The sequence below is a fragment of the Novosphingobium sp. AAP1 genome (assembly GCF_001295765.1).
Classification (GTDB): domain Bacteria; phylum Pseudomonadota; class Alphaproteobacteria; order Sphingomonadales; family Sphingomonadaceae; genus Novosphingobium; species Novosphingobium capsulatum.
Genome location: NZ_LJHO01000042.1, coordinates 1 through 2,382, shown reverse-complemented (window position 1 = coordinate 2,382; position 2,382 = coordinate 1). Strand labels below are relative to the sequence as shown.

Here is a 2,382-nt window from a genome sequence, read left to right as displayed (position 1 = left end):
TTACGCCAATCCCGCCAACCCTTCACACCACCCCAATGAATAAGCCGGGCTAGCCACAAGGAGCGCTAAAAGTTACAGGCGAGGTTCGCCATGCTGAATCCTGATGCGGACTTGGGCAACGCCAATGACGCGGATGGACAGAGCCCGCAGTCTTTAATCCCTGCATTCATCTGCCCGATCGTAGCGCAGATCGGCGGCGGCGCTTGGCATTGGACTTGAAGACGCTCTCGAACACCTGTCCATGGGATAAGCTCCACTAATGGAGTTACCTCATGAGCATGGCCCTGGCGAGAATCGCCTCGATCTTACTTGCTCGATAGGCCGTATCAACCCAGAGCCTCGAACGCATCGCCTCCGCTCCGCAGAATCGCAGTAAGGCGGGCGCCGTCATCGCCGTTAGTGCTGCTGCCATTCCAGATGCAGATCAGCCTGGTCGCTCAGTCCCGGTGCGGTATCGCCAGATCTTCGCCATACGCAAGCACCGTACCGACGCGAGCGAAGAAATTGTGACCCCTTTTGCCACGGAGCAAAAGGCTGCAAAAAAGCCACTTCGACGCGTCGCGCGACATCGACGCCGCATCCGTTACCGGACCGTCAAGCGGGCCGCCCCAGAAGCCGCTGAACGAGAGCTGGTCCGCGATCTGGAATTCCGCCGCCTCAACCAACAGCGGCTGCAACGCCTGGATCCTGAACATCGACATCGCGCCGCGTGGATGACCCAAACCTTGCCACCGCCGCTCCCTCGTAGCGCAACAATATAACACCGCCGATCAATTTGAACTCAAACCCCACTGTAAGCTCGTCAAGAAGATTACCTGCCGCACTCCGCGCTTCGGAACTTCCCGGGAGGTCAAAGAAACGAGCTTTCCCGTCGCCAACCGCGTCGAATGCCACGCAGCAGCAGGGAAACAACTCCAGCAACTGCTACTCGTGACCTTCAGTGGGTGCAAATCTTCAAAAATGCCCAAAATCGCTCCATATTCATCCAATCATGATCAACATAAAATCCGAACCAATCAGATGAACTTGATTCAAAACGACAAAAAATTGGCATGTGAATATCCCATCCAAATTCGAACATCTTATTGTCCGATATAGATTAAACTAAAATTTCAATGACAGCCTCCGCGTGTAACGTAACGAATTCCTGATTCTGCTTTACTTCTAAAAATCCGGGAAATCGTTATGCGCGTAAAAGAAAATTTGCGAATTTCATGTATGTTCATTCTTTTGAATGTCGGAATCCTCAATACATCTAGCGCATTTTGCCAACAAATTTCGTACTCTAGAAACATAGAAAACGTCTCAAATATAAAATTTGATCTTGCCGGAAACAAAAAAGAAGAATTAATCACCTCCGCTCCGACAAAAATGACTGAATATCCTAAAGACGACAATTCACCCAAGCCATATATTGACGAAAAAAAAGAAAATCATTATAAAGCAATAAGAAAAAACTTAAAGACACTGGAAATAATTTATCAAACATTGAACGCAATTGACGCCGCCCAAACTATTGGGTGCATGCAAAAATTAGGATGTCAAGAAAAAAACCCACTGTTTGGAAGCCATCCATCGATAGGAAAAATTATCGCAATTAAATCCTTGGTCGGATTATTGCATTACTCAGCATATAAACATGGAATTAAACGCGATGACCGCTTGAAATATACACTCTCTATGGAAATTATTTCTATTGCCGTGCAAGGAACCGTAATAGGATTGAACTTCAGAGCAATAATGTAATTTACACATTAAATTAATTCACAAATTATTTATTAAAATAACAAATACAATCTAAAATTTTTTGTTGATGTAATTATAGACATAATTTTCCAGCGCCCCCCCTATTGTCATCGAGCGGCATCTACGCATCGCCCACCTTCGCCCAGAAATTGCGAATCCCTGAACCTGGGCAGGATAAGCCTACGTGGGCAGGCCTTACTGAAGAACAATAACGGATACTGATTTTCCCAGGAAGGTTATGCCACAAGCAACGGTGGGAATTAGAACGGTTTCTCCTCATCTCCAATCTTCAGGAAGCGCTCAGAGTCCGTTTGAGAATGGCTCAGTAACTGCTCACGGGGATGGCAGAAAAGGCCTTGCATGGCTCGCGGCTCGGTGATTCAAACTGCCCATGGCACCACCTCTGCTTCATGTTTTGAGCGAAGCCGAGAAGAACGATCTGCTGCTTGCGCAGCATGAGATGATCGAGCGGATGGCCGCGCGGATTTCGGAACTGGCAGCGCTGCTGGACAAGCCGCGCAAGACCTCGAAGAATTCGCACAATTCCGCCCTCGAAGGACGATTCGACAAGGGTCGTAGCCGGGGCGGCAAGCGCCTCGAGCAGCCCCTAGCCGCTCTTATTCACGGAGGGTGGTT

The 2,382-nt window shown here is 48.6% G+C and carries 2 protein-coding genes and 1 pseudogene; 2 read left to right on the top strand and 1 reads right to left on the bottom strand.

The features are described from left to right. Positions 1-437 precede the first annotated feature (437 nt). Positions 438-695 (bottom strand): hypothetical protein, encoded by a 258-nt coding sequence (locus IP65_RS20635; RefSeq protein WP_156306833.1) that lies wholly within the window; start codon positions 693-695, stop codon positions 438-440. Between the two features lie 523 nt (positions 696-1,218). Between IP65_RS20635 and IP65_RS21625 the strand changes: the two genes are divergently transcribed. Continuing rightward, complete coding sequence (locus IP65_RS21625) at positions 1,219-1,746, top strand: hypothetical protein (RefSeq protein WP_171800954.1); 528 nt, start codon at positions 1,219-1,221, stop codon at positions 1,744-1,746. A 391-nt stretch (positions 1,747-2,137) separates the two neighbouring features. Next, positions 2,138-2,318, top strand: a pseudogene (locus IP65_RS20630) (IS66 family transposase); the annotation flags it as partial. Positions 2,319-2,382 lie beyond the last annotated feature (64 nt).